The sequence below is a fragment of the Prauserella cavernicola genome (genome assembly GCF_016595675.1).
Classification (GTDB): Bacteria; Actinomycetota; Actinomycetes; order Mycobacteriales; family Pseudonocardiaceae; genus Prauserella_A; species Prauserella_A cavernicola.
On record NZ_JAENJH010000002.1, the window covers coordinates 904,383 to 924,231 of the forward strand.

The 19,849-nt window shown below is 70.0% G+C and carries 19 protein-coding genes; 6 read left to right on the forward strand and 13 right to left on the reverse strand.

Annotation, left to right across the window (positions count from 1 at the left end):
* Positions 1-11 precede the first annotated feature (11 nt).
* Entirely contained in the window at positions 12-782 is a 771-nt protein-coding gene (locus JHE00_RS11040; protein ID WP_200317568.1) for an alpha/beta fold hydrolase, read from the forward strand.
* On the opposite strand, the gene dusB is transcribed toward JHE00_RS11040, so the two are convergent.
* Positions 771-1,919 (reverse strand): tRNA dihydrouridine synthase DusB, encoded by a 1,149-nt coding sequence (gene dusB, locus JHE00_RS11045; RefSeq protein WP_200317569.1) that lies wholly within the window; start codon positions 1,917-1,919, stop codon positions 771-773. The two genes, JHE00_RS11040 and dusB, sit on opposite strands and share 12 nt — an antisense overlap.
* A 103-nt stretch (positions 1,920-2,022) precedes the next feature.
* Complete coding sequence (locus JHE00_RS11050; protein WP_200317570.1) at positions 2,023-2,613, reverse strand: superoxide dismutase family protein; 591 nt, start codon at positions 2,611-2,613, stop codon at positions 2,023-2,025.
* A 104-nt stretch (positions 2,614-2,717) separates the two neighbouring features.
* On the opposite strand from JHE00_RS11050, the gene JHE00_RS11055 reads away from it, so the two are divergent.
* Entirely contained in the window at positions 2,718-3,656 is a 939-nt protein-coding gene (locus tag JHE00_RS11055) for a DMT family transporter (RefSeq protein WP_307831891.1), read from the forward strand.
* Entirely contained in the window at positions 3,653-4,102 is a 450-nt protein-coding gene (locus tag JHE00_RS11060; RefSeq protein WP_200317571.1) for a DUF6328 family protein, read from the forward strand. The genes JHE00_RS11055 and JHE00_RS11060 overlap by 4 nt, the downstream gene beginning before the upstream one ends.
* A gap of 75 nt (positions 4,103-4,177) precedes the next feature.
* Here the strand turns inward: JHE00_RS11060 and JHE00_RS11065 are convergent, their stop codons facing one another.
* Positions 4,178-5,008 (reverse strand): trypsin-like serine peptidase, encoded by an 831-nt coding sequence (locus JHE00_RS11065; protein ID WP_307831892.1) that lies wholly within the window; start codon positions 5,006-5,008, stop codon positions 4,178-4,180.
* A gap of 351 nt (positions 5,009-5,359) precedes the next feature.
* Here JHE00_RS11065 and JHE00_RS11070 point away from each other — a divergent pair, with 351 nt between their 5' ends.
* Positions 5,360-5,788 carry an SPW repeat domain-containing protein gene (locus JHE00_RS11070; protein ID WP_200317574.1) on the forward strand — a complete coding sequence of 143 codons (429 nt, stop codon included), beginning with the start codon at positions 5,360-5,362 and terminating at the stop codon, positions 5,786-5,788.
* On the opposite strand, the gene JHE00_RS11075 is transcribed toward JHE00_RS11070, so the two are convergent.
* The 10 genes from JHE00_RS11075 to JHE00_RS11120 form a co-directional block, all read right to left on the reverse strand.
* A complete protein-coding gene (locus JHE00_RS11075) occupies positions 5,777-6,793 on the reverse strand; it encodes a hypothetical protein (RefSeq protein ID WP_200317576.1) in 1,017 nt (338 codons plus the stop codon). The genes JHE00_RS11070 and JHE00_RS11075 overlap by 12 nt on opposite strands.
* A gap of 29 nt (positions 6,794-6,822) precedes the next feature.
* Positions 6,823-9,534: a helix-turn-helix transcriptional regulator gene (locus JHE00_RS35840; RefSeq protein WP_200317578.1), complete on the reverse strand. Its 2,712-nt coding sequence runs from the start codon at positions 9,532-9,534 to the stop codon at positions 6,823-6,825.
* A gap of 58 nt (positions 9,535-9,592) precedes the next feature.
* The gene (locus tag JHE00_RS11085) at positions 9,593-10,159 is read right to left on the reverse strand and encodes an NADPH-dependent FMN reductase (RefSeq protein ID WP_200317580.1); all 567 of its coding nucleotides are present in this window, start codon (positions 10,157-10,159) and stop codon (positions 9,593-9,595) included.
* A gap of 298 nt (positions 10,160-10,457) precedes the next feature.
* Complete coding sequence (locus JHE00_RS11090; RefSeq protein ID WP_200318316.1) at positions 10,458-11,399, reverse strand: arsenic resistance protein; 942 nt, start codon at positions 11,397-11,399, stop codon at positions 10,458-10,460.
* 508 nt (positions 11,400-11,907) lie between these two features.
* Positions 11,908-12,234, reverse strand: coding sequence for an SH3 domain-containing protein (locus tag JHE00_RS11095; protein WP_200317581.1), 327 nt, complete (start codon positions 12,232-12,234; stop codon positions 11,908-11,910).
* Between the two features lie 91 nt (positions 12,235-12,325).
* The gene (locus JHE00_RS11100; RefSeq protein ID WP_200317582.1) at positions 12,326-12,970 is read right to left on the reverse strand and encodes a GOLPH3/VPS74 family protein; all 645 of its coding nucleotides are present in this window, start codon (positions 12,968-12,970) and stop codon (positions 12,326-12,328) included.
* Positions 12,948-14,582: a carboxylesterase/lipase family protein gene (locus tag JHE00_RS11105; RefSeq protein WP_230423199.1), complete on the reverse strand. Its 1,635-nt coding sequence runs from the start codon at positions 14,580-14,582 to the stop codon at positions 12,948-12,950. The genes JHE00_RS11100 and JHE00_RS11105 overlap by 23 nt, the downstream gene beginning before the upstream one ends.
* A complete protein-coding gene (locus JHE00_RS11110; RefSeq protein WP_200317583.1) occupies positions 14,579-15,451 on the reverse strand; it encodes an alpha/beta hydrolase in 873 nt (290 codons plus the stop codon). The genes JHE00_RS11105 and JHE00_RS11110 overlap by 4 nt, the downstream gene beginning before the upstream one ends.
* A 13-nt stretch (positions 15,452-15,464) precedes the next feature.
* Complete coding sequence (locus JHE00_RS35845; protein ID WP_200317584.1) at positions 15,465-16,058, reverse strand: GNAT family N-acetyltransferase; 594 nt, start codon at positions 16,056-16,058, stop codon at positions 15,465-15,467.
* A gap of 30 nt (positions 16,059-16,088) precedes the next feature.
* Positions 16,089-17,111: a fatty acid desaturase family protein gene (locus JHE00_RS11120; RefSeq protein ID WP_200317585.1), complete on the reverse strand. Its 1,023-nt coding sequence runs from the start codon at positions 17,109-17,111 to the stop codon at positions 16,089-16,091.
* Between the two features lie 180 nt (positions 17,112-17,291).
* On the opposite strand from JHE00_RS11120, the gene JHE00_RS11125 reads away from it, so the two are divergent.
* Both JHE00_RS11125 and JHE00_RS11130 read left to right on the forward strand, forming a co-directional pair.
* Positions 17,292-18,236 carry a TetR/AcrR family transcriptional regulator C-terminal domain-containing protein gene (locus JHE00_RS11125; RefSeq protein ID WP_200317586.1) on the forward strand — a complete coding sequence of 315 codons (945 nt, stop codon included), beginning with the start codon at positions 17,292-17,294 and terminating at the stop codon, positions 18,234-18,236.
* A gap of 76 nt (positions 18,237-18,312) precedes the next feature.
* Positions 18,313-19,821, forward strand: a complete 1,509-nt coding sequence (locus JHE00_RS11130) for an alpha/beta fold hydrolase (protein WP_200317588.1) — start codon at positions 18,313-18,315, stop codon at positions 19,819-19,821.
* Positions 19,822-19,849 lie beyond the last annotated feature (28 nt).

The window sequence follows — 19,849 nt, forward strand, 5'->3', positions numbered from 1 at the left end:
GGCTGATGGTCATGGCTGAGTACACAGACCTCGACGGAGTGCGCACCTGGTACGACGAGCGGGGCGACGGCGAGCCGCTGGTGCTGCTGCACGGCGGGTTCGGTGACGCGAGGACGTTCTGCGACAACCTCGACGCACTCGCCGAGAACTTCCACCTGTACCTGCCGGAGCGCAGGGGACACGGGCACACGCCGGACGTCGAGGGTCCGCTCACGGTGTCGGTGATGGCGCGCGACACCGTCGCGTTCCTGGAGAAGGTGGTGGGCGGGTCCGCTCGCCTCGTCGGCTATAGCGCCGGTGCCACCGTGGCGCTCGCGGTCGCGCTGGAGCGACCCGACCTGGTGGAGCGGCTCGTGCTGATCAGCGGGGCGTTCGACCTCGACGGCATGATCGTGAGCCCGCGCGACGGTGTCGGCGAGCTGCCCGACGAGCTGGTGCGGATGTACGCCGAGGTCTCGCCCGACGGCGTCGAGCACCTGCCGGTGGTGATGGCCAAGATCGCGGAGGCCGCTCGCGAGGAGCCCGGCTTCACCGAGGCCGACCTGGCCGGGATCACGTGCCGCACGCTCGTGCTCAGCGGTGACGACGACCTGGTGACGCTGGAGCACACACTGGCGCTGTACCGGGGCATCGCGAACTCGGAGCTGGCCGTGGTGCCCGGCGCCTCGCACGTGCTGCTGCTGGAGAAACCGGCGCAGTGCACGGCGATCGTCGCGGACTTCCTCACCGGCGAACCGGTGCCCACGATCATGCCGTTCCGGCGAAGTGGCTCAGCCGCCTGAGTGCATCACGTCGGCGCCCTCGGGAACGCAGGGGTCGTCGGGGTCGTCGAGCCAGCCGTGCGGCAGCGTGACCTTGCCGGGCGAGCCCTGACGGCCCCTCGGCCCCAGCGCCTCGGAGGGGAACGGCGCGTCGTGGTCGAGGCGCGTGATGAGGTCGTCGAGCTCGTCGAGGCTGCTCACCATCGCGAACGAGCGGCGCAGTTCGGAGCCGATCGGGAAGCCCATGAAGTACCAGGCCATGTGCTTGCGCAGGTCGCGCAGCGCCTTGGCGGCTCCGTCGTGCTCGATGAGCAGTTCGGCGTGCCTGCGCAGCACGCGGGAGACCTCGCCGAGGTTCGGTCCCTGCGGCGCGGGCCTGCCGGCGAAGGCGGCCTCGAGCTCGCCGAACAGCCAGGGCCTGCCGAGGCAGCCACGGCCGACGACCACGCCGTCGCAGCCGGTCTCGGCGACCATCCGCAGTGCGTCGTCGGCGGAGAAGATGTCGCCGTTGCCGAGCACCGGGATGGAGGTGACGGCCTCTTTGAGGCGGCTGATGCGGGTCCAGTCGGCCTCACCGGAGTAGCGCTGGGACGCCGTGCGGGCGTGCAGCGACACCGCCGCGGCCCCCTCGGCCTCGGCGATCCGGCCCGCGTCGAGGTAGGTGTGGTGTTCGTCGTCGATGCCGACCCGGAACTTGACCGTCACCGGGACTCCGGCGGGCTCGGCGGCCTCCACGGAGGCACGCACGATGTTGCCGAACAGGGTGCGCTTGTACGGCAGCGCGGCGCCACCGCCCTTGCGGGTCACCTTGGCGACGGGACAGCCGTAGTTCTGGTCGATGTGGTCGGCGAGGCCCTCGCCGACGATGATCTTGACGGCCTCGCGCATGGTCTTCGGGTCGACGCCGTAGAGCTGCATCGACCTGGGGTACTCGCCGTGGTCGAACGACATCATGTGCATCGTCCCGGGATGGCGCTCCACCACGGCGCGCGCGGTGATCATCTCGCATACGTAGAGCCCGGCACCGTACTCGCGGCAGAGCCTGCGGAACGCGACGTTGGTGATGCCTGCCATCGGGGCGAGCACGACCGGCGGATCGACCTCGTAGGGGCCGATCTTCAGCGCGGGCTTGCTCAGGGTGGCGGTCACGCCCTCCATTGTCGCTGGTGCCGCACAGCACGCTCGCCAGGGTCCTGAGCTGCGGTGAAGGGCACCTTTACCGCGTTGGATGCAGTAAAGGTGCCCTTCACCGCACGGCGAGCTAGAAGTTCACGTTCACGCACGCCAGGCGGGCGCCCGCGTCGCCTGCCTCGCCGGGTTCGGTGGCGGTGTGGTGCTCGTGCAGCACCACCGAGGCGGGGCGCCGCTCCGAATAGGACCAGTCGACGTGCGACACCGCGAAGCCGTTGCCGCGCGCGTCGGTGTGCAGGTCGAGCCACACCTCGTTGTCCGGGTTGGCGTAGGCGGGATCGGTCGAGGGGCTCACGGGGTCCTGCTCGTGCTGGAAGTGCGGGCCCGCGTCGGTTCCGCTCGCGCCGCACGGCTTGGTGTGGACATGTGCGCCGTAGTGCCGGTCCGGCACCAGGCCGGTGACGCCGAGCTTGGTCGTGGTGCCCAGCACGGGCGAGGACAGCGAGAACACCGACGCCCGCGAGCCCTCCGGCACCAGCTCGGTGTCGTAGGTGGAGGCGGTGCGGGTGTCGTTGTACTCGCCGAACGTGCCGTGCGCGGTGGCGATGGGGGTGGCGATCGGGGTAGCGGGTGCGGCGAGGGCCTGGCCGCCGCCGGCGAGCAGGACGGCGGACACGGCGCCGGCCGTGGTGAGCAGTGCGAGAGGGATCCGGGGCTTCATGGTTCGTCCCTATCCATCCCCGATACCCGTTTGCAACCCGAAGACCCGAATGAGTGATCTCACGGTGTGGCCCCCCGGTTCGACGGCGCTCGTAGCCTGGACCAGTGACAACAGCAGATGGGGCCGGTAGAGCGGACCGGACGTGGCTGGTCGCGGTGGCGGCCGCGCTGTGGGGAACCGACGGGCTGCTCCGGCTGCCGCTGGCCGAGGACCTGCCCGCGGGCACGGTGGTGTTCTGGGAGCACGTGATCGTCGCGGCGGTACTGCTGCCGTTCCTGCCCTCGGCGCTCGCTGCGCTGCGCCGGTGCGGACCACGCGAGTGGCTCGCGGTGCTCGTGATCGGTGGCGGCTCGTCGGCGCTGGCGACGGCGTTGTTCACCGCGGCGTTCCAGCTCGGCGACCCGATCACCCCGCTGGTCCTGCAGAAGCTGCAACCCGTGTTCGCCGTGCTCGCGGCGTGGGTCGTGCTGGGTGAGCGCACGCGCGCCGCCTACCTGTTTTTCGCGGTCCCCGCACTGCTCGGTGCCTGGTTGCTGGCGTTTCGCGATCCGTTCGCGGTCGAGATCGCCGCGGCACGGGCCGCGCTGCTCGCGGTGGGCGCCGCCGCGCTGTGGGCTGCGGGCACCGTGCTCGGTCGCTTCGTCTCCGGGCGGCTCAGCTCACGGGACGTGACCACACTGCGCTTCTCGGTAGGGCTTCCGTTCGCGGCGATTATCGTTGCCGTGCAGGGGGAAACTTATACGGTGAGCTGGGACAACGCACTCGGACTCGGACTCTTGGCCTTCGTGCCGGGATTGCTGGCGTTGAGCCTCTACTACGTGGGCCTTCGCTCCACCCCGGCCGCGCGCGCCACGCTCGCCGAGCTCGCCTTCCCCGTGACGGCGGCGATCATTGGTGTGTCCTTTTTGGATTCGACACTGTCGGTGACGCAGTGGCTCGGGCTGCTCCTGGTGATCGGCGCCGTCACCGCACTCGGCTGGCACGAACGCGTACGCCGCGCACCGGTGGTGGTGGAGCAGCCGCGAGCGGGAGCGGCGCCGTGAGCGCCGCCGACCAGGAATCCAGGAACCAGCAGCTCACCCGCAACATCAACGAGCTGCTCGGGGAGCTGCGGGTCGCGCAGGCCGGGGTGCAGATCCTGTTCGGCTTCCTGCTCGCGGTCGCGTTCACCGAGCCGTTTCGCCAGGCCAGCGGGTTCGAGAAGGGCGTGCACCTCGTCACCGTCCTGTTCACGGCAGCCGCCACCGCACTGCTCACGGCGCCCGCGGTGTGGCACCGCGTGCTGTTCCGCACCGGCAGGCGCGCCGAGATCCTGCGCGTCGGCAACCGCAGCGTGATCGCGGGCCTGGTCTGCCTCTCGATCGCGGTGACACTCACGGTGGCGCTGATCGCGAAGGTGATCTACGGCTCGGTGCTGATGGCGGTGTTCGGGGTTCTGGTGGGAACCCTGTTCGCGGTGCTCTGGTTCGTGGTCCCCCGGCGCTTGTGACCGCTCGACCGCGGTGAAGGGCACCTTTACTGCGTTCAATGCAGTAAAGGTGCCCTTCACTGCTAGCTGGGGTGGCTAGGCGACGGCGGCCTGGTTGTAGACGGTTTGGATGGTGGATCCGAAGTACGGGCCGTACATGGTCGACGGGTCGAACGTGTACTTGAAGCTGTTCACCGAGTTGATCCGGCCGCCCGTGAGCCAGCCGCCACCGGAGGAACCGCCCGTCATGTCACAGGTCAGCCCCTGGTCCTGCGAGCCACCGACGGTGTCCTGCCGCGCCGTACCCGAGCAGGAGTACAGCGACTCGCCGTTGAACGGCGCGCCCGCCGGATAGCCGTAGGAGGTGTAGTTCAGGCCGCGCGCGAGGTTGAACGCGATCGGGTAAGAGCCGACGACCTGCGTGAGGCTCTGCCCGCTCGCGTTCTCGTTCATCACCGCGAACCCGACGTCGTAGTTGAAATCGCCGGAATTGGCCCACGCCGAGGTGGTGTAGAGCCGTTCGGCCGTCCAGGTGCCGTACGGGCGCGAGCCGTTGTCGTAGGCGGGCACGAACGCGAAGTTGGTCGCGAACGCGCCGGGACCCTCGTTGAGGCAGTGGCCCGCCGTGGTGACGACGTCGCCGTTGCTGCTGTTGGTGGCGGTGCCAGAGCACACGTAGTTCGCGCCGCCGAGGGTGAAGAACACCTTGCCGTGGCGCGGTTGCGGATTCTCGGGGTCGGCGGCGGCCCTCACCTGTTTCGCCGGCACCCTGGCCGCGTCCACGGCCAGGCTGAGGTCAGCCGGCACGGCCGACTCCATCCGCTCCGTGGTCCAGTAGGCCTCGATCCTCGATTGCGCACTGCTGGTGGTGGCTGCCTCGTGCGCCACCACTGCCGTCTCCGCCGCGGCGGGGCCGGCGAGAGTCACGGATCCGCCTACGAGGGCGAGTCCTGCGATCAGAAACCGAACCAGAGGTCTTTTCATGGTTTTCGATCTCTCTCGATAGTGTGAAAGTCACCGAGCAGGGTTGACGGTGACAATCACGAAAGCTAGATGGCGGCAAACCCGCTGGGCAGTCTTGAAAACCGAGAATGGTTCGGTTATGAATTCGCGATCAACCCGGGCAAATCACCCGCAGTGCCTACGACCAAAGGCGGGCGGTGACCGACGTCGCGCGTCAAGGAAACGTATGGATCATGCCCGTCGGCACCCGCTCGGGCGCATGCTGGAGGGCGGCCGAAGGAGATCGACACCGAGGCGAACGAGGGAGCGGTAACTGTGCCGACAGCGCGCGCGAACCACCTGTGGACCGGACCGGCAACCGAGGGCAGGCTGACTCCGAGTCTGCCGAGTTCGATCATGTTCCTGAGCGCGGTGTGGCTGGGGTTCGCACCGTTCGCACTGGACTACAGCGCCTCGACGACCGCGGAGACCAGCGACGTGCTCGTGGCCGCGATCGCCGGGACGCTCGCGCTCATCCGCGTGCTCGCGCCCCGCGACCTGCCCTGGCTCAGCCTCATCAACGCCGGGCTCGGCGCGTGGCTGATCGTGGCCGCGTTCGCGTTCGACGAGCCCGGCCAGAACCCGGCCGTGGTGAACGACCTGCTCATCGGCGTCGTGCTGCTCGTGCTCGGCCTGGCCAGCGCCACCATGACCTACCGGCAGCGGGCCGCCGAGCGCGACGGGGAACAGCCCTCAGTTCGGTGACTGGTCCTCGTCCGCGAGGTACGGGTGCAGAACCTGGGCGTCGGTGAGGTGGGTGTAGGGACGGAACCAGTCCAGCACGTCGACGTCCGGGTTCGCGCCGTCGTAGAGCGCCTCGTGCTCGCCGTCCTCGAAGGCCTTGTCGTCGAAGAGCGCGAGGATCTCGGCGACGCGGTCCTCCGCCATCGCCTCGGCGAGGTCGAGTTCCAGCTCGGCACGGGACTTGGCGATGTGCAGTGCGAGGGCCTCGGCCATCGACGCGGGCGCCGTCCACTCCGGCTGCGTGAGCCGGTGGCCCAGGATCACCGTCGCCACCAGGAACTGCTTGGCGAACAGCGCGGTGTAGCGGTCGGCGTACTGCTGGGGCAGCTCGTCGAGCACCCACAGCACGTCCACCTCGTCGGCCGTCGTGTCCTCGTCCTCGAGCAGCTGGATGTCGCCGAAGAGCTCGTCGATCACCATCTCGAGGCCGTGTGCGAGCGCACCCGCGACGTAGCGGGCCTCCTCCTCGGTGACGTCGCCACCGTCGGTGTGGCCGAACGCGTCGAGGCCGAAGGCGCGCACGTAGTCGGCGGCCTCGAGCAGACGCTCCCGCCGGTCCTCCAGCTCGTACTCGGTGAGCGGCTCCGGCTCGGGCTCGCCCTCCGGCTCCTCCTCCGCGGCCAGCGCGCTCTCCAGCTGGTCGTCGGTCGCCGTGACCGCGCAGTGCTTGACCGACCAGCCGTTGAGCAGCTCGGTCTCCTCGAGCAGCTGCTCGAGCACGGCCCTGGTCGCGTCCTCGGCGAACACCAGCGCCGGCGCGTCGAGCAGCCAGTTCACGTTGGCGCCGGCCAGGTGGGCGTGCACGGAATGCTCGACAGGGCTGATCTCCACCCCGTCGGGTCCTTCGATGCTCGCGAGGCGGCTCAGCCGCGCGTCGAGCAGGGCCACGACACCGACCTGCTGAAGCTGGTCCAGGTCAGGGGCGCCTGCCGGCGAGGTGAGCTCGGCGGTGAGTTGGTACTCCACGTGCGCAGTTTGGCACGGCGCGCGCCGGGTCAGCTCGCCAGGCCGAGTTTGGCGAGCTCCACCCGCGACGCCACGCCGAGCTTCGGGTAGGCCTTGTACAGGTGGTAGCCGACGGTCCTCGGACTGAGGAAGAGCCGGGAGCCGATGTCGCGGTTGCTGAGCCCGGTCGCGGCGAGTCGCACGATGCGCAGTTCCTGCGGGGTCAGCCGCTCGGCGAGCTCCGGAGCGTGCGCCTTGGCGCCGAGGCTCTCGCCGGTCGCGCGCAGCTCGGTGCGAGCTCGCTCCGCCCACGGCCGTGCACCGAGGCGCTCGAAGATCGTCAGCGCCGACCGGAGCCGGGCCCGTGCCTGGCTGCGGTGCCGTTCGCGGCGCAGCCACTCGCCGTAGAGCAGCTCGGTGCGGGCGCGTTCGAACGGCCTGCCCGGTGCGCTGTGGTGCAGCTCGATGGCCTCGGCGAAAAGGTGGGACTCGCCGAGCACCGCCCGGCAGCGCAGCGCGACGGCGCGGGCCCACGGTGTTGCGCTCCGTTCGGCCCAGGTCAGGAAGGTGACCACGGGGCCGCTCACCTCGTCGGACCTGCCAGCGCGGGCCGCTGCCTCGACCATGATCGGCACGGTCTCGATGGTGGCCAGCCGGTCCGGCGCGGGGGCGAGCGCGGCGAGCCGGTCGAGTGCGGCGTCGTAGTCGCCGTTGCCGAGGTCGAGCAGGCTCAGCGCGAGCGCGGCCTGCGGCTCGAAGGCCTCCCCGGCGAGTGCGGTGCTCCGCCGTTGGTCACCCTCGGTGGCGGCGAGCAGCGCCAGCACCCCGGCCAGCTCGGCGCTGCCCTGCGGTTGCCCGATGTCGGCGGCGATGCGCCTGCCCTCCTCGGCGTTGGCCCGCGCGGCGGCGGGGTCGCCGTGCAGCAGCTCGGTCCTGGCGAGCAGCGCGAGTGCCCTCGGCAGCACGCCCGCCGCGGACTGCTGCCTGCTGTCCCTGGCGATGCCGAGCGCCAGTTCGTGGGCCTGGAGGTGGTCGCCGAGCAGCAGGTGCCAGCCCGCGATCTCGGAGCGCCGGCGCAGTGCGATCGGCTGGTCGGTGCAGACGCGCGGGAGCCGCTCGGAGTCGGCGATCAGGTCGCGTACCGCGCTCATGGCCTCGGCGACGTCGCCGCCGGACGCGGTGGCGAGCGAGCGAAAGCGACCGGTGTCGGGCAGGCCGAGTGCCTCGGCGTCGGCGGCGGTGCCGGCCACGGCGCGGGCGTCGCCCGCCGACCAGGCGGCGGTGCCCGACCAGAAGAGCAGCTTGCCAGCCAGGTCGGGTTCGCGCCCCGCAACGGACTCGGCGGCCCTCGCGAGGATCCGCTGCGCCTCGAGTGGTTTGGCGTGGTCTTCGGCGATGGTCGCGTGGATCATGGCCGCCCAGGCGATCGCCACCGGGTCGCTCAGGAGGGTTCCCGCCTCGTGGGCCAGCTGGCACGCCCGCTGGAGCTGACCGGCTTCGGCCGCGGCCCGGGCCGCCGCCGTGAGCCGCCTGCCGCGCTCGCCGGTGTCGGGGCTGAGCTGCGCCGCCCGCTCGTAGGCCGAGGCCACCGCGCCGTAGCCACCCCTGGCCCTGGCGTGCTCGGCACCCGCCTCCAACGCGCTCGCCACGGCCTCGTCGGGTCCGGTGCTGGCCGCGGCGAGGTGCCACGCCCGCCGGTCCGCCTCGCCGTGTTCGGCCGAGGTCTCGGCGAGTGCCCGGTGCGCGGCGATGCGCTGCTGCATCGTGGCCTTCTGGTATGCGGCGGTGCGCACGAGCGGGTGCGGGAAGCCGATGCAGTTGTCGGTGAACATCAGCAGCTCGGCGCCCTCGGCGACGCGCAGATCGGCCGCGGAGGCGCCGAGCCGGGTGGCTGCCTCGAGCACGGTGCCGGTGTTGCAGGTGCCGTCGGCCGCCGCCACGAGCAGCACCGTCCGGGTGCTGTCCGGCAGCGCGGCGATGCGGTCGGCGAACGTGCGCTGGATCCGGCTGTGGGCGGGCAGTCTCGCGACGCCGTACGGGTCGACCGGCCTGCCCTCGCGCTGCGCGGCGGCGAACTCGAGCACCGCGAGCGGGTTGCCTGCCGCGTCCTCGGCGACCCGGTCGCGGACGTGGCGGGGCAGGTCGCTCGCGTACTCGCGCAGCAGCGTGTCGACGTCGGAGCTCGCCAGGCCATCGAGCCGCAGCTCGGCCAGACCGGGGGCGGGAAACGGCGGTGCGTGCAGCTCGCGCGCGGCGAAGAGCAACAGCACCCGCTCCGTGCTCAGGCGCCTCGCCGCGAACAGCAGCGCGTCGGCGGAGGACTCGTCGAGCCAGTGCGCGTCGTCGATGACGCACACCACCGGCCGTTGCCGCGCCAGCCGTTCGAACAGGGCGAGCACGGCGAGGCCGATCGCGAACAGCTCGCTCGCCTCGCCGGTACCGGTGTTGCCGGTGCCGAGTGCGCACCGCAACGCGCGTGCGTGAGTGTTCGGCAGCGAGTCGAGCTCGCCGAGTACCTCGCGCAGCAGCAGGTGCAGCCCGGCGAACGGCAGCTTCACCTCGGTCTCGATGCCCCCGCCGCGCAACACCAGCACGTCGTCGGCGGTGCTCGCGTGGGACAGCAGCGCCGACTTGCCGATCCCCGCCTCGCCGCGCACGACGAGCGCGTTGCCGCGGCCGGAGCGCGCCTCGTCGAGTCTGCGGTCGAGCACGGCCAGCTCGCTGGTGCGGCCCAGTAGCGCGGGAGTCGCCTGCAACGTCATGCGCCCCAGCGTGCAAGTTCGACCTTGGTGTAGGTCAAGCCGACGCGTCGAGCGCTGCTCAGGCCGCATACGGGCTGGTCGTCCTGGCGCTGCGCAACGCGGAACCCCACCAGGCGAGCTGATCGAGCATGCCCCGGGCCGCGGAGTTGGCCGAGCCCGCGTCGTGCGGCACGCCGTCGTCGGTGAAGCGCTCCCAGAAGTTGTGGAAGCTCACGGTGTCGCGCACGGTCATCGCGTGCAGCTCGGCGAAGATCTGGCGCAGGTGCTCGACCGCGCGCAGGCCGCCGCTCATCCCGCCGTAGGACACGAAGCCGACCGGTTTCGCCTGCCATTCCTTGGCGTAGTGGTCGATCGCGGTCTTGAGCGAGGCCGGGAAGCTGTGGTTGTACTCGGGCGTCACCACCACGAACGCGTCGGCCGAGCCCAGCCGCCGCGCGAGGCTGCTCGCGTCGGCCGAGTCGTCGAGCGAGTTGTGCAGGGTCAGCTCGGCGAGGTCGACCAGGTCGACGTCCATCGCGTCGTGCTCACTGGCCTGCGTGGCGAACCACGAGGCGGGAACGGGGCCGAACCGGCCGCTGCGGGTGCTTCCGATGATGACTGCGAGTCGCAGTGATTTGGTGGACATGACCGAAACCGTAGGAAGACGTGGCGCCCCAGGGCATCCGTCAGGTGACTGGTCGACGGTCGTCGTCACATAGCGGAATCGCCATGAGTCACTCGGGCAGTGGTTCCGCCACCCACCTCGCGCTGCCTAACGTAGTGAACGAAACGCACGTTCGGGATTCGGACAAGGTGGTGTCGGCGTGATGGGTGGATGCAACTGCTGCGGTTCCTGTTCCGGTCCGAGTTGTGGCTGCTGCGGGAAGTGCTGAGTCTCGCCGGCGGTCATCGCGGGCAACGGAGCTCGTGATGGCCGCCGTGCGTCACCGCGCGGGCAGCAGCCGGGGAACGGCTCTGACGTAGAGCACCATGCCGACGACCTCCACCAGTGTCTGCGTCACCACCACGACCGCCGCGATCGCGAGCGCGTCGGGCAGGGCGAGCGCCAGCGGGAGCACCACCAGCGAGTTGCGCGTGGCCCCGCTGAACACGATCGCCCGGCCCTCTGCGACGTCCAGCCGGAACAGCCGGGCGACGGCGAGCCCCGCGAACGCCATCACCACCAGGAAGAGCACGTAGAACGGCACGACCCGGGCCACGGTGGCGAGGCCGTCTCCGAGCTTGGGCACCTGCGATGCCACCACGGTCAGCAACGTCGCCGCCATCAACGGCACCATGAGCGTGCCCACCGCGTCGCTCACCCGCTGTCCCGTCCTGCGGCGAGCAGCCCACGCCTGCGTGAGCCAGGCCAGCGCCAGCGGGATCACGATCAACACGACGAAGGCCTCGGCGAACGGGCCGACCTCCACGATCTCGGCCAGCTCCGAGCCGAGGAACAACCACAGGAAACCCGGCAGCAGCAGGATCTGCGCCACCAGCAACAGCGGCGTCGCCGCGAGCAGCCGTCTGCTGTCACCGCCTGCCAGCCCGCTGAACACGATCACGTAGTCCACGCACGGCGTCAGCAGGACCAACAGCACTCCCAGCCGCACTGCCTGGTCGGCGGGCAGGAAGACGAACATCGCCGCGACCACCAGCGGCACCACGACGAAGTTCACCACCAGCGCGGCGCCGAGGAAGCGCCCTGCCCGCAGCGAACGCCCCAGCTCCGCCGCGGGCACCTGCAGGAACGTGACGTACAGCAGCGCCGCGAGCACCGGGTTGATCGCGTGCTCCAGACCTGGACCGGCGCCGGGCGCGAGTCTGCCCACAGCCGCACCCGCCAGGAGCGCCCCCACGTAGACGGCGACCTGGTGGCGTTCCATGCGTGCGACCAGGCCGGACGAGGGCGACAACGTTCGTGCTCCTTGCGGCGGCGGCGAGAGGACGGCGAGGTCAAGTCTGCCGGGTGCCTACCGGCGGAGTGGCATCGCCCGTTAGACTCTCCCCCGGCTAGGGCCTCTAGCTCAATTGGCAGAGCAGCGGACTTCAATAGGAGCGCCTGGTCGGAAACGGCCAGGATGACACCACTCAAAGTCGGGGAACCCTTCGTCGGCCACGCCGGCATGGCAATCCCGAGCCAAGCCGAGGGAGACCTCGGAAGGTGTAGAGACTGGACGGGTGGCACCTACAGCGCGTCAGCGCCAGGGTGAAGGGACAGTCCAGACCACGAACGCTCCGAAGGGGCGGCGTCGAAAGACGTGGTGGCAGGTTAATCCGCGGGTTGTGGGTTCGAGTCCCACGGGGCCCACTCTTCTCGCACGCGCCCGTAGCCCGGGTGCGTGCGTTGTGGACGAACAGGGATTCGTCCACAACGCACGCCTTCCGCCCCGGTCAGCGCATGCAGTTCCACGGGACGTAGCCCGTCTTACCGCCCACCTTGATCTTCGACCACACGTTGCTCTTCCCGCCGCAGGCGCTGTGGTAGCCGCCCGTCGGGCTGGACGTCTCGCAGGCCTTCTTCCCCTTGTTGAGCTGTCCGATGGCCGTCGAGGACGTGGTGGCCTTCGAGCGGATCTTCACCGTCTCCTTCGCGGTCACCGTCGTGCCGGAGCACGCGAGCGTGCCCACGGGTGCCGCCGCCTCCGTGGCGTGCGCCGCGCTGGTGAATCCCCCCAGCATCAGCAAGGACAACGCTGTCACGGTCACTGTCTTGCGCATGATCACCTTTCGTAGCTTTCTGGTGCGTGATTGGTATAGACGTTTTTGTCGCGGAGCCAGTTCCAGCCGGTTCGGATTTTTTTTCCGCGGTTCAGCCGCCGCTCGACGCGGCCGCGGTCATGGCGACGATGGCGCCGTGCGTACGCACGATTGCCTTGCCTACAGCGGGACTCACGGTCTGTCCGTCCGATATGTCCCTAAGTTTTCGCTTGACCTTTTTGCGGTCTCCGCCGGGAATCGCTGTGCGCCAAAGCCTTCCTGCGTAGAGCACTCCGGCCAGAGCCGCGGTGCGCCCGTCGGCTGGACGTCCATTGAGGACGGTCTCGGCCAGTCGGGCGCGGACCTCGGACTCGGCCGCCCCGGCCTGCGACGGGTACCGGCGCGTCGGGAGCACCCCCAGCAGCCGTGTCGTCGTCCTGCGCAGGATTGCCTTCTGTATCAACGAGTCGAGCGCGCGATCGGGGGCGCTGCGGCGTGTTCGGCGCAACACCTTGCCGATCTTCATACCACCGGCCACCGCGTTCAGGGTGGCGTCCAGGTGTGCTACGCCGGTCGGCGTGGAGTCCAGCACGGTGACGAGGTCGTCGTCGGCCACCGTGACCTTCCCGGCGAGCACGAGGTCGACCACGACGGCGCCGGCCACGGCCCAGTCGAGCCCGAGCCGAAGCCTGCCCGCTCCCGTCCGGTCGTCGAGCGCGACCAGCAGGACCTCCTCAGCGATGGTCAGTTCCGGCACCGTTCTCGCCTCCTTCCAGCTCCGCCCAGAAGCCGCAGTGGTCCTGCGCGGCCAGGTCGACCGGCCGGATGCCGCCCGCACCCGGTGCCAGGGCCAGCACGTGTGGCGTCCGGTCCCCGGCGCGGAACCGGGGCCACCGGGGGCCGTCGGCGTCACCAGGGTCGCCGCTCCTGGCGAAGCCGGCCCAGTAGTCGATCATCTGGTCGGACAGTCGCCGCTGCTCCGGGGTGAACTCCGCCGCGATGCCGTGGAGGTCGAACAACGACCACAGCTCCGAGGCGTGCTGCGCGCCCATCGGCATCGTCGGTGGCGCGGGCGAGAGCAGTGGCGCGTCGGGGTCGGCGAACTCGTATTGGTACACCGGAACGTGCCGGTTCAGGGCCCGCGAGGTGCTGTACTGGTTGCACGCCCACTTGCGGTCGGTGGTGATGGCGGCCCAGCGCAGCGCCGCCGAGTCGTAGGCCCGCTCCGGGTACCGCGCCTCGACCTCGTCCTTGTGCTCGCCGAAGGTCTCGCGCATCACCGCCTGGTAGGTGGCCCCGCTCATCGGCTTGCCCTGGTCGTAGAACGACGTCGACTGCGTCATCTCGTCGCGGGTGTGGCCCGCCAGGACCGGCACCCGCTGCACCCGGCCGTACCGGATGGCGTCGGCTGGGTTCTCCGGCAGCACCTCGGTGCCGTAGGCGGGCTGGATGAACTTGTCCAGCTTCGGCATGAGCTTGTCCACCGGCAGACCGCGCAGGCAGGACAGCACGGCGGCGTCGTGCTCGCCCTCGCAGCCGAGGTCGGTCGCCGCTCGCCTGCCCTGAGCCTCCAGCGAGGACAGCGGCTCGTAGATCGCGTCGGCGGACTGGCCCCGGTAATCGAAGTTGTCCAGCCAGTCCAGGTCGCACGATCCGCTCTGCAGCACCGCCTTGTCGAACAGCCCCCTCGCCGTCGGTGAGGTCAGGTGCGCGCAGTTGCTGATGCCGCCGGCGGACTGGCCCGCGATGGTGATGTTGCGCGGGTCGCCGCCGAACGACGCGGCGTTGCGGGCCACCCAGGACATTGCGGCCTGCTGGTCCTTGAGCCCGAACGTGCCCGAACCGGAGAGCCCGGGATGGCCGAAGAAACCGAATACCCCGAGTCGGTAGTTGATGGTCACGACGACCACGTCACCGCGGGCGGCCATCCGCTCGGCGTGGTAGTTGCTGCCCGCTCCCATGTAGAAGCCGCCACCGTGCACCCACACCACCACCGGTTTCGGCGCGGTGGCGCCCTCGGCGGGTTCGGACGGCGTGGTCACGTTGAGGTACAGACAATCCTCGTTCTTGCTGCCACCGGGGACCTCGACCGGGCCCTGCGGGCACGCGGGCCCGGGCCGGGTGCCGTCGCGCACACCCCTCCACGCGGCCGCGGGTTTCGGGTCCTGCCAACGCAGTTCGCCCACCGGCGGCGCGGCGTACGGGATTCCCTGGAACACCCGCGCCTGGTCGGTCACGGAGCCGCGCACCGCGCCCGTCTCGGTCCACACGACAGCGTCGCGCTGGTCGGCGACGGCGGCCTGGCCGGGCACGCCGAGGCCGAGTCCGACCGCGGCGACGAGCGCCAACCCGCGACGTGTCCTCGTCATGATCCCTCCCCCTGGCTCGCCAGTCCGGCGAGGATCTCGACCAGCTCGGGCCGGTGGAACGGGCCGACGTGCGGTGCGGCGACGCTGTGCACGTCGGTCGGGTTGTCCGGGGTCAGCCGGTCCGCCTCGCTGATGAAACGGTCCTGCAGCGAGAGCGGGATCAGCCGGTCCTCGGTGAAACGCACGTAGGTGCGCGGAATCCGGCCCCAGGTCTGCGCCTCGCCCCTGGCCTCCGACACCGGGATCGCGGCGGTCTCGTCCGGCTCCAGCAGGTTGGCCAGCCAGCGCACGCCCTCGTCGCTGAAATCGCCTGCCAGGCACTGCTTGATCGCCTCGAACGCCTTGGGCTCCGCCGAGCGCCAGTTGATCCGGGTCACGCCGAGCTCGGCCGGGTCGCCGACCTTCATGGCCTCGATCAGGTGCACCAGGCTGCCGCTGTTCTCCGGAGTCTCCAGGTAGGCCAGCATGTTCGGCAGGTCGACGCAGCAGTACGCGGCGACGTAGACGACCCTGTCGATCAGCTCGGGGACCACGTTGGCGACCCGGCTCACGGTGACGCCGCCCTGGCTGGAGCCGACGAGGATCACGGGCCCGTGCTGCCTGGCCCTGCGCACCACGCCCGCGACGTGCTCGACGTAGTCGTGGATGGTGATCTCGGCCAGCGGCGACGGCTCGCTCGCCAGCGCCTCCAGGTCCTGCGGAGCCTGGTAGGAGCGCGGGATGAACTGGTTGTCGCCATGTCCGGGCAGGTTGACGGCCACGCACCGGTGCCCGCGCAGGGTGAGCTCGGTGACCAGACCCGACCAGCCGTAGGCGTTCGAGTTGGTGCCGTGGACGAGGATCAGTGTCGGTCGTTCGTTCGTTGTCATGGGTTCCCTTTCGTTATCCACCGTGGAGGTCGACGGGGCGCGGGTCGCGCAACATCGGCCAGAGTTGCGGCCCGTCGGCAAGGCGAACGGGCTCGCCGAGGTGCTCGAAGCCGTGCCGCAGGTAGAGCGCGCGGCTGCCGGGCGAGCTGGCTTCCAGGTAGACGGCGACGCCGTCGTGGTCGGCGCGGGTCAGCCGGTCGCGCAGCATCGCCGAACCGAGTCCGGCGCCCTGACGCTCGCCGCGTACTCCCATGCAGAAGAGGTAGAGGTGGCTGGCGCCTGGATGGCGTGGAGCCAGCGCCTTTCCCAGCGTCCGCAAGCGGGCGGCGCTCGCGCCGTAGGCGACGTCCAGGTTTGGTCCGTCCGGTTCCGCGTCGGGCGCGGGCAGGGCGTGCCAGAGCGAGACGCCCTCGCCCTCGCCGACCAGGTACGTCTCCGCGCCGGGCTGTCCGAGCTGGTGGTGGTAGAAGCGCTGCTGGAGCCGGGTCCGCTCAGCCGGGTCGGGGAACAGCCACTGGGTGAGCGGGTCGTTCGCGAACGCCTCGGTGAGTACCGAGAGGACCGTGTCCTCGTCGGTCGCCTGTGCCCGCCGGATAGATGGGTGCACGGGATGTCCTTTCTGCTCGGTGGAAAGTCCTCAGCCGACTCGTAGGGGCGCGCCCGCCTCGTGCAGATGCCGCAGGGCTTGCCGGTAGGAATCCAGCAGGCCCGTTTCGTGGTAGGGCACGCCGATCTCCTCGCAGTAGGCGCGGACCACCGGCGCCGCCCTGCGCAGGTTCGGCGAGGGCATGCTGGGAAAGAGGTGGTGCTCGATCTGGTAATTGAGCCCGCCGAGTGCGTTGTCGACGAACCGGCCGCCCCGCACGTTGCGCGAGGTCAGCACCTGCCTGCGCAGGAAGTCCGGCCGCTCGTCGCCGCGCAGCATCGGCATTCCCTTGTGGTTCGGCGCGAAGATCGAGCCGAGGTAGATCCCCCACAGGGCCTGGTGCACCAAGACGAACACCACGGCCTTGACCGGCGAGAGCACCAGGAACACCGCGGCGAAGTACCACGTGAAGTGCGCGACGAGCAGGGTGGCCTCGAGCCCGCGGCGCTTCATCTTCCTGCGGAGAACCGCGCGAATCCCGGAGACGTGCAGGTTCCAGCCTTCGAGCGTGAGCAGTGGGAAGAACAGGAACGCCTGCCACTTGCCGATGAACCGTGGGAGACCGCGGCTTTCGCGTGCCTGCTTGGTGGACCACACGAGGATGTCGGGGTCGACGTCGGGGTCGAGTTCCTCGTGGTTCGGGTTCGCGTGGTGGCGGGTGTGCTTGTCCATCCACCAGCCGTAGCTCATGCCGATGCCGAGGTTTCCAGCCAGCCGGCCCGCGAACTCGCTCGGCTTTCTGGTCCGGAAAACCTGACGGTGGGCCAGATCATGCGACACGAGCGCAATCTGTCCGAACAGGACAGCGAGGAAACCGGCGACGGCCAGCTGCCACCACGAGTCGCCGATCAGGAAGAACGCCGCCCAGCCCGCTGCGAAAAGCAGGGCGACCGTGGTGATTCTGATGCCGTAGTACACGGGACGCCGGTCCAGCAGGCCCAGTGAAGTGATGCGTGTGGACAGTCGCGCGAAGTCGCTTCCGGTTCGCGCAGCCGGGGATGCGATGGGGTTCATGGTCGCCTAACCAGGATGCGTACAGCGTATCGATCTTTCGCGTACAGTGTATTTGCGATGCCCGACACGTCAACTAAATACGTAGAAAATGCTTGACAAAGTGTACTAGTTGGGTAATGAGTGAACTAGTACACTTCCGCGAGGTAGCCTCACGTCGAGGTCGATGATCAGGAGGAACGCATGCCGCGCGCAGCACGACCGGATCCGCCGTATCTGCGGATCGTCGCCGAGATCGGCGCGAGAATCCGCTCCGGTGAGCTCCGGTCCGGCGAGCGGATGCCGTCGATCCGCCAGATCGCCGAGCGCTGGGGTGTCGCCGTGGCGACCGCGACCAGGGCTGTCGCCGCGTTGCGCGAGGAGGGGCTGGTCGAGTCGAAGGTCGGTTCCGGCACGATCGTCAGCGCGGGCCGGAAACACCCGGTCGGCCCGGCGCAGCCGCCGCCGGTCGCCGCCGAGTCGTCGCGGCAGGCGCTGAACCGGGAGCACATGCTCCGCGCCGCCATCGCGATCGCCGACGTCGAGGGTCTCGACGCCGTGTCGATGCGCCGGGTCGCGGCCGAGCTCGGTGTCGGTCCCATGTCGCTGTATCGCCACGTCTCGACCAAGGATGAACTGGTGACCGAAATGGCCGATCAGGTGTTCGGCGAGCCCGAACTGCCCGACCCGGGGCCCGACGGATGGCGCGCGAAGCTCGAGCTCGTCTCCCGGCTGCAGTGGTCGCTGTGCTGGCGGCACCCGTGGCTGCCCAGGGCCGTCTCGTTCACCCGCCCCTCGTTCGCGCCGAATCTGGTGGCCCACACCGAGTGGACGTTGCGCGCGCTCGACGAGCTCGGGTTGTCGAAGACGACGCGCATGCAGGAAGCGCTCACGCTGCATTCGCTGGTGATCACGGCCGCGTTGTCGATGGCGGACGAGGTCGAGGCCGAGCAGGAGTCCGGGCTGACGCAGGACCGGTGGCTGATGGCGCAGCGGGCGCGCGCCGATGAGCTCTTCGCCAGTGGGCGGTATCCGCTGCTGGCCGAGATGCGTGAGGAGGCGGCGTCGGATCTGGACGGATTGTTCGAGTACGGCCTCGCACGCCATCTGGACGGGTTCGCGGTACTGGTGGCCGAGCGCACGTCATAGCAGCTCAGCGTCGTATTCGCTGAAGGTATACGCGCAATGTATAGTCGTCGTGTGTAGACCGGCGAACGGAGATCTGATGAAGCGAAAGTTGGCGATGCTGTGCGCCGCGGCGACGACAGCGGGGGCCGCGCTCGTCGGTGCGCCCGTGGCTGCCTCGGCCGAGCCCGCGGGCTCTGACCTGGCGTGGCAACGGTGCTCACCCGACGAACCGGAGAACTTCCAGTGCGCGACCGTGACCGTGCCGCTGGACTACGCAGACCCGGACGGGCGCACGATCGACGTGACGATCTCCCGGCTCAAGGCGGCCGAGTCCGCCAAGCGCAAGGGCGTGCTGCTGATGAACCCGGGCGGGCCGGGGGCGTCCGGGCTCACCCTGCCGCTCACCACGGGTTCGCGGCTGCCGCAGGAGGTCAAGGACAGCTACGACCTGATCGGCTTCGACCCGCGTGGCATCGGCCGGAGCACGCCCATCTCGTGCGGCCTCGAGCACGGGTGGTCGCCGATGCCGTTCGACCCGGAGACGTTCGACCAGACGGTGGCCGACACCAAGGAGATGGCGAACGCGTGCCTGTCGAAGCAGCCGGACCTGCTGCCGTTCATCACGACCCGCAACACCGCCCGCGACCTGGACGCGATCCGTACCGCGCTGGGTGAGCGGACGATCTCCTACTTCGGGATCTCCTACGGCACTTACCTCGGCGCCGTCTTCACCGAGATGTTCCCCGACAGCGTCGACAAGGTGGTGCTCGACAGCAGCGTCGACCCGGAGCGGGTGTGGCGCGGCATGGTGCAGATCTGGGCGCTCGGCGCCGAACGCGGCTTCCAGGTGTTCGCCGAATGGGCCGCCGAACGCGACGCGGAGTACCACCTCGGCGAGAGTGCCGACGACGTGTCGGCGCTGTTCCGCGACCTGCTCACCCGCCTGGATCGCGAACCGGTGCGGCTCGACGGCGAGACCGTGGACGGAAACGTGCTGCGGTCCGAGGCGCTCTCGGCCGGGCCCACCGATGACGTGAACGCGGACTACGCCGAGTTCCTCGGGCGCGTGCGCGCCGCCGCGGACGGTGAACCGGCTGCCCGCACCGGTGCCGCGTTGAAGCAGGCGCCGGCGGTGCCGAACCGGTGGCAGGACGAGGTTCCGCCTGACAACTCCGACTCCGCGTTCCTCGCCGTGGTGTGCGGGGACGCGGTGTGGCCACGCGACGTGGAGCGCTACCGGCGCGACGCGATCCAGGACGGCAGGCGCTACCCGATCTTGGGGGCGGTCACCTCGAACATCGCGCCGTGCGCGTTCTGGCCGGAACCGCGCGAACCCGCGACGGAGGTCGGGGAGGTCGACAGCGAGGTGCTGCTGGTGCAGAACTCCCACGACTCCCAGACGCCCATCGAGGGCGCGGCGAACCTCAGGGAGCTGCTGGGCGACAACGCGCGGATGGCGCTCGTGGACGGTTCGTGGGAGCACGGCGCCTACCCGGGCAACTGCGCGGACTCGGTCGTCACGCGGTACCTGATGGGCGACGGTCTGCCCGAACAGGACACGACGTGTCAGACCGCCAAGCCGCCGGTGGGCGGCAGCGGTTCCTGATCCGAAGTATCCACAATGGAACCGGCGC